Here is a 6,437-nt window from a genome sequence, read left to right on the forward strand (position 1 = left end):
CCGGGGTGGCGAAGCGGAGCCCGGAATGATGGGGTGTCTGACTTACGTGTGCGCACAAGTCTGACCGCGCTGGAAAGACGAGCTCCAGCAATGCAGCGGCTTTCCAGACATCTTCGTAAGTCGCGAACATATCCTCAGCCCCGAACCTCCCACCCTCCCCCTCATCCTGAGGTGCCGCAGCGAAGCGGAGGCCTCGAAGGAGCCCTCCAGATAGCTCCGCGATCCCTGGAAGCCTCCTTCGAGGCTGCTGCGCAGCACCTAAGGATGAGGGGGTGGGTGGGATCTCGGATTGATCGAGACGCGATCAGAGGCGACCCAGAACCTTCGTCTGCGGTTCCTGAAGGCTCTTCCAGAGCGAAACACCCTTCGACCAGGACGGCATGTCCTCGATGCGGACCGACGCCGGATCCTGCGCATAGGCTTTCGATTTCTCGAGCTCACCCCAGGCTTTGACGAAGTGGTTGACGGCCGGGTCGTCGGTTTCGACGCTCAGGGCGGCACGCCCCTGGTGCCGCTCCTTCGCGAGGCTCTGATACTGCACCTGCGCCGCGGCGCGCTTCTGCGCCCAGTCCAGGGAGGCTTTTTCCTCCGGGCCGGCGCCGTCCAGAACGGTGATCGTCGCCTTGGCGGCCGCCGCCGCATCGGTGCCGCGGGGATTGGCGGTGCGGGACGCGCGCGCCGCGATGGACGCCACCTCGGATTTGGCCGCCTTCACCTCCGTCGCGGAGAACAGGCCGCCGTGATTGGTGGCGATGGCGTAGAGCGCGCGGCGGTCGAGCGTCTGGATGCGAATGGTGCCGTGCCAATCCTGGTCGGTGGTGGCGGCATCGGCCACCTTGCCGAGCTTCTGATAGCCGGCATCCAGAAATTTTCGCGCATCGACGGCGACCTGCGAGAATGATTTCTTGTCCGCGTCCGTCGTCGTGGTCGACTGCGTGGTGGTCGTCCGGGTGCGCCGATCCAAGGTTGAAGGCGTGGACGTTTTCGTCGTCTCCGCGTGCGGATGATAGGAGCTGCCTACGTATTTCAGGAACGCTGAAAACACGATGATTCTCCCGCGAACAATTTTTCGCTATCAATCAGCCGAGGCCAAGATCAAACCGAGGACAATGCTCGGCGCTGCTTGGCACATAATCAGCCAAGGGAATGCTTTTTAAAAATAGGGTTTTGAGGTGGCTATCTGAGAACTTGATATCATCGGGACACGACGTGGTGTCGATGTCAAGAAGAACGCTGCACCGTCATTGCGAGCGCAGCGAAGCAACCTAGGGAAACGCCACATTGGGAGGTCGCGCGCCGCACTGGGTTGCTTCGCTGCGCTCGCAATGACGGCGTGCGGCTTCCTGGGACGGGAGCTCAGGCCAGAGCGGACCGGCGACCGCCCGAAAAGCGCCACGGGCGGATCCGGTCGGCGATGCAGGCAAGGGTCGCGAGCCCCAGGATCAGCCCGAAGGGAAAACCCGTCAGGCCGGCGCCCTCGCGCAGGAGCGCGAACAGGGGCGTGGCGAGCAGGAGCGCGCGCTCGGGGCGGTGCAGGCCGCCGGCGCGGTGGGCGGTGAGCACCAGCAGCAGCGTCGCCGGGACCAGGGGCACGAGGTCGTAGACCGGCAGGTAGGGCGAGAGCAGCGGCGCGGCACCGAGCAGGGCGGCCGCGCGCAGATCGGGCTCTACCGGCCGCGTCCAGGCGCGGATGGCGAGGGCAAGCGCCAGGGCGGCGACGAGCGCTTGCAGCGCCCAGGCGGCGAGCATAGGGCCGCCGAGCAGCCGCACCGCCCCGAAGGCGCTGGCATTGAGTTCGAGCCCGGCCGCGGCCTTTTGCAGGATGATCCGGTTGGTCTCGCCCAAGGTGCCGAGGAAGCCGATCCACGGGGCGGTGCCGAACAGGGCCAGCGAGGCGAGGCACAGGGCGAGCGCGGTCGCCAGGCAGGAGGCCAGGCAGGTTTTGCGGCCGGTGATCAGCAGGAGCAGCGGCGCCAGGGCGGCGAAATGCGGCTTGTAGGCGAGCAGGCCGAAGCACAGGCCGGACAGCCAGGGGCGGCGGTCGACCAGCAGCGCCCCGAGGGTCAGGAGCGCGGCCGTGAACAGGCCGTTCTGGCCGTAGGTCAGGTTGCAGAATACCAACGGGTGGGCGAGCGCGATCCAGGCCGCGTCGCGCCGGCAGGCGGCGAACCGCATCGTCAGCGCGAAGGTGGTCAGCGACAGGACCGTCCAGAGCCAGAAGGCCGGCTGCGGCTCCAGGGTCGCGAAGGCCGCGGCGGGGATCAGGAACACCGGCGGGTAGTGCCAGGCGAACCGGCATTCCGGCCCGAACGCCGCCTTCAGGTTCTCGAGATGGACGGTTAGATCGTAGGGCTCGCCGCCCCGCCCATCGAGGGCGGACCGGCCGGCCACCCAGATCTGGCTGAAATCGTTGCCCAGCATGTCGCCATACCAGTTCCGGCGCGGCTCCGGCCCGGTGCCGAACACCACGGCGACGATGGCGAGCGTCAGCGGCACCAGCACCCAGGCGGCGCGCTTGGCGAAGGCGAGCAGCCGGGCGTCGCTGCCGACGAGGCCCTTGAGATCGGCCCAGAGCGCCGCGTTCCAAGACACCGGCGCTGCGATCGGGATGGGCGCGGACATGGCGGCTTTCGGCGGGGTGTTCGACCGCCACTCTAAGGCGAAGGCGGTTCCGCCGTGGTTAATGACGCGGTTTGCCGAACGCCGCGGCTTGTGCGAGAGGGGCGCGGCTGCGACATTCGCGCCGTCAACGGGGGCGGCGATGACGATGCGACCGGACGAGGCCTCCCCCGCCCCGCGCGTCCTGATCTACAGCCACGACACGTTCGGGCTTGGGCACCTGCGGCGCTCGCGGGCGATCGCCAACGCCATCGTGGCGTGCAACCGCGGCGCGCGGGCGATGATCATCTCCGGCTCCCCGGTGGTCGACCGCTACGCTTTCGCGCAAGGCGTCTACACCGTGCGGCTGCCGTCCGTGACCAAGTTCGCCGACGGGAACTATGCCAGCCTCGACGGCACCACGCCGCTGGCCCGCACGGTGGCGCAGCGCACGGCGATCATCGCCCGGACCGATGCCAGCTTCGCCCCCGACCTGATCCTGGTCGACAAGGAACCCGCGGGCTTCCACGGCGAGCTGATGCCGGTGCTGGAAGCCGCCGCCGCCCGGGGCACGCGCCTGGTGCTCGGCCTGCGCGACGTGCTCGACGATGCCGACCGCCTCGTGCCCGAATGGGAGCGCAAGGGCGCCGCCGAGATCATGGCGCGGTTCTACGACGAGATCTGGGTCTACGGCCTCAGCCGCATCCACGAGCCCCTGGCCGCCCTGCCGATGGAACCCGAGATGGCCGCCCGGATCGCCGAGCGGCTGATCTATACCGGGTATCTGCGCCGGGAGGTGCCGGAGATGCGCGCCGGCCGTGAGGAGCCGGCCATCGCCCGGGGGCCGTTCGTGCTGGTCACGCCCGGCGGCGGCGGCGACGGCGCGGCGCTGATCGACTGGGTGATCGCCGCCTACGAGACCGATCCCGGCATCCCCCTGCCCTCTCTGATCGCCTTCGGGCCGTTCCTCGACGACGCCACCCGGGACGGCTTCACGGACCGGATCGACCGGCTCGGGCAAAAAATCGCGGCGATCACCTTCGACAGCCAGATCGAGTTCCTGATGCGCAAGGCCGCCGGGGTCGTGGCGATGGGCGGCTACAACACCTTCTGCGAGATCCTGTCCTTCGACCTGCGGGCGATCCTGGTGCCGCGCACCGAGCCGCGCCGGGAGCAGGCGATCCGGGCGCTGGCAGCCGAGCAGCTCGGCCTCGCCCGGGTGCTGCTGGAGGCCGACGGCCGCGCGCCGCAGCGCATGGCCGCCGCGCTTCGCGCCCTGCCGGACCAGAGCGTTCCGTCGCGGGTGCTGGTGCCGGGCCTGCTCGACGGGCTCGACGCCGTCGCACGCCGGGTCCGGGCGCTGGCCGGCCCCGGGACGCTAAGCGCCCGGGCGCGGGCCTTCTCGTGACGGGCAAACGCATCGCGGTCGTGCTGAAGGGCTATCCGCGCCTCTCGGAGACCTTCATCGCCCAGGAGCTGCTGGCCCTGGAGCGGCGCGGCCTGCCCCTGGAGATCTGGTCCCTGCGCCGGCCCACCGACCGTGCCCGCCACCCGATGCACGCGGCGATCCGGGCGCCCGCCGCCTACCTGCCCGAATATCTTCGCGATGCGCCCTTTCGGGTGCTGCGCGGCCTCGGCGCAGCCCTGACGCGGCCGCGCCTGCCGGCCCTGCTCGCCCTGTTCGCCCGCGACCTTTTTCGCGACCCCTCGGCCTCGCGCCTGCGCCGGCTCGGGCAGGCGCTGGTTCTCGCCCGGGAGCTGCCGCCCGAGGTCAGCCATATTCACGTGCATTTCCTGCACACGCCGGCCAGCGTCGCCCGCTACGCCGCGCTGCTGACCGGACGGCGCTGGAGTTTTTCCGCCCACGCCAAGGACATCTGGACGACGCCGGCCTGGGAGCTCGCCGAGAAGCTCACCGATGCCGCCTGGGGGGTGACCTGCACCCGCGACGGGCTCGGCCGCCTCGAAGCCCTGGCGCCGGGCCGGACGCGGCTCGCCTATCACGGTCTCGACCTCGCCCGCTTCCCCGCCCCGCCCCCACCTCGCGTGCCACGGGACGGGACCGACCCGGCGGACCCGCTGCGGCTCCTCTGCGTCGGCCGCCTGGTCGCCAAGAAGGGCCACGACGACCTGATCGACGCCCTCGCGGCCCTGCCCAAGACCCTGCACTGGCGCCTCGACCTGATCGGCGGCGGCGAGCTGCGCGGCGCCCTCGAAGCGCGGGTTCGCGAGCGGAGTCTCACGGAGCGCGTGACCTTTCTGGGCGCCCTGGCCCAGCCGGCGGTGGTCGCGGCGATGCGCGCGGCCGACCTGTTCGTGCTGCCGACGAAGCCCGCCCCGGGCGGCGACCGCGACGGGCTGCCCAACGTGCTGATGGAGGCCGCGAGCCAGGCGCTGCCGATCCTGGCCACCGCCTTCGCGGGCACGCCGGAATTCATCACCGACGGCACCCACGGCACGCTGGTCGCCCCCGGCGATCCGGCAGCCCTCGCGAACGCCCTGTCTCGCCTCGCTTCCGATCCGGCCCTGCGTCTGCGCCTCGGCGAGGCCGCCCGGGTCCGGCTGGTGCGCGATTTCTCGGAAGCGGCTGCGATCGACCTGATCGCGGAGGCCCTGCGCCTCTCGGCGGGTCTGACCCCGTCAGCCAAAAGCCTGGAACCGGAGCTGGCTGCGTGCGCGTCCTGATCGCGGTCACGCATCTGCTCGGCGCCGGCCATCTCACCCGCGCCGCCGCCCTGGCGCGGGCGTTTGCGGCGGCGGGCCATGAGGCGCTGCTGGTCTCGGGCGGCAGGCCGGCCCCGATGGTCCGGCCGGAGGGCCTGCGCCTGGTGCAGCTGCCGCCGCTCCACGTCGCCGGCACCGACTTTGCGCGGCCCCTCGGGCCGGACGGAAGCCCGGCCGATGCGGCCCTGTTCGCGCAGCGCCGCGCTCTGCTCCTGGACGCCCTGGCGGATTTCGCCCCCGACGCGGTGATCACCGAGCTGTTCCCCTTCGGACGCCGGGCGCTGGCCGCCGAGTTCCTGGCCCTGGTCGAGGCCGCGCAGGCGCGCCGGCCCCGCCCGTTGGTGCTGGCTTCGGTGCGCGACATCCTGGTCGCGTCGTCAAAGCCGGAGCGGATCGCGCAGGCGCATGAGCGGGTGGCGCGGCTCTACGATGCCGTGCTGGTCCACGGCGATTCGGCGCTGGTGCCCCTCGACGCCTCCTGGCCCGTCGATGCCGGGACCGCCCAAAAAATCCGGTACACGGGCTATGTCGACGAGGGCACCGCCTGCCCATCGGAAACGACGCGCAAGGGCGTGCTGGTCGCGGCCGGATCCGGGCCGGCGGGGCTCGGTTTGCTGCGGGCGTCCGCCGAGGCGGCCCGGCTCCAGCCGGCGCTCGGCTGGCGGATCCTGGCGGGGCACGGCGTGCCGGAGGCCGATCTGGCCGCACTCGGCCGCTTCTTGCCGGACGGCACGATCGAGCGGGCGCGTCCCGATTACCGGGCCCTGCTCGCGGGAGCGGCCCTGTCGGTGAGCCAGTGCGGCTACAACACCGCCATCGACCTCCTGGCGACGGCCACGCCCGCGGTGCTGGTCCCCTTCGAGGCCGGCGGCGAGACCGAGCAGCGGCTGCGCGCGGAGTGCCTGGCCGGACGCGGCCTCGCCCGGGTGCTGCCGGAGGCGGACCTGACCGCGGCATCACTCCTGCAAGCGGTGGCCGCCCAGCTCGGCGCAACGCCGCCCGAGCCGCACGGGATCGATCTCGGCGGGGCGAGGCGGACGGTCGGGATCGTCGAGGATATTTTGATTGGTTGCAGCGCTCAGGTCTTCCCGGCGGATCGGACGCTGCCGGATGCG

Annotated in this window: 5 protein-coding genes; 3 read left to right on the plus strand and 2 right to left on the minus strand. The window is 71.3% G+C overall.

The annotated features are described in order from the left end of the window. Positions 1-304: 304 nt before the first annotated feature. Entirely contained in the window at positions 305-1,045 is a 741-nt protein-coding gene (locus MKL20_RS18825; RefSeq protein ID WP_244037945.1) for a hypothetical protein, read from the minus strand. A gap of 311 nt (positions 1,046-1,356) precedes the next feature. Continuing rightward, positions 1,357-2,622 carry a glycosyltransferase family 87 protein gene (locus tag MKL20_RS18830; protein WP_244037946.1) on the minus strand — a complete coding sequence of 422 codons (1,266 nt, stop codon included), beginning with the start codon at positions 2,620-2,622 and terminating at the stop codon, positions 1,357-1,359. 145 nt (positions 2,623-2,767) lie between these two features. Between MKL20_RS18830 and MKL20_RS18835 the strand changes: the two genes are divergently transcribed. From MKL20_RS18835 to MKL20_RS18845, 3 genes are all read left to right on the plus strand, one after another. After that, complete coding sequence (locus MKL20_RS18835; protein ID WP_313902735.1) at positions 2,768-4,006, plus strand: glycosyltransferase family protein; 1,239 nt, start codon at positions 2,768-2,770, stop codon at positions 4,004-4,006. After that, positions 4,003-5,283: a glycosyltransferase family 4 protein gene (locus MKL20_RS18840; RefSeq protein WP_244037948.1), complete on the plus strand. Its 1,281-nt coding sequence runs from the start codon at positions 4,003-4,005 to the stop codon at positions 5,281-5,283. Before MKL20_RS18835 ends, MKL20_RS18840 begins: the two co-directional genes overlap by 4 nt. After that, the coding region (locus MKL20_RS18845; protein WP_313902734.1) for a glycosyltransferase family protein at positions 5,271-6,437 on the plus strand (1,167 nt) is incomplete at its 3' end. The genes MKL20_RS18840 and MKL20_RS18845, both read left to right, overlap by 13 nt.

Origin of the sequence: Methylobacterium sp. E-066 (assembly GCF_022829635.1) — a bacterium.
Taxonomy (GTDB): domain Bacteria; phylum Pseudomonadota; class Alphaproteobacteria; order Rhizobiales; family Beijerinckiaceae; genus Methylobacterium.